This is a genomic window from Massilia sp. CT11-108 (genome assembly GCF_047302915.1).
Taxonomy (GTDB): Bacteria; Pseudomonadota; Gammaproteobacteria; order Burkholderiales; family Burkholderiaceae_D; genus Telluria; species Telluria orientalis.
On sequence record NZ_JBKYMO010001682.1, the window covers coordinates 1 to 246 of the forward strand.

Genomic DNA, 246 nt, shown 5'->3' on the forward strand with positions numbered 1-246 from the left:
GCAATGCGCAATCCGTAGAGAATAGTGGCTGGCTATTTTTATCCCATACTCAAAAGTTATCTGAAAAGTTTGATGTACTTGCTGATGCGCAATTAAGAACGGCTGATCAATACACCTATTGGAAAAATGTGCTACTGCGGACGGCATTGAGTTACAATCTCTCTTAAAAGCACAGTATAGCGGTTGGGTATGCCTATTTAGGCGAAAGTGAAAAGACCGATAATTGAAAGGAGATCAGTGTAGAGC

General features: G+C 41.1%; 1 protein-coding gene. It reads left to right on the forward strand.

The window, feature by feature from the left end; all coding sequences use genetic code 11:
* Positions 1 to 167 (forward strand): DUF2490 domain-containing protein (locus tag ACEN88_RS36020; protein WP_413347172.1); only part of this gene is annotated, 167 nt, incomplete at its 5' end.
* Between the last annotated feature and the right edge of the window lie 79 nt (positions 168 to 246).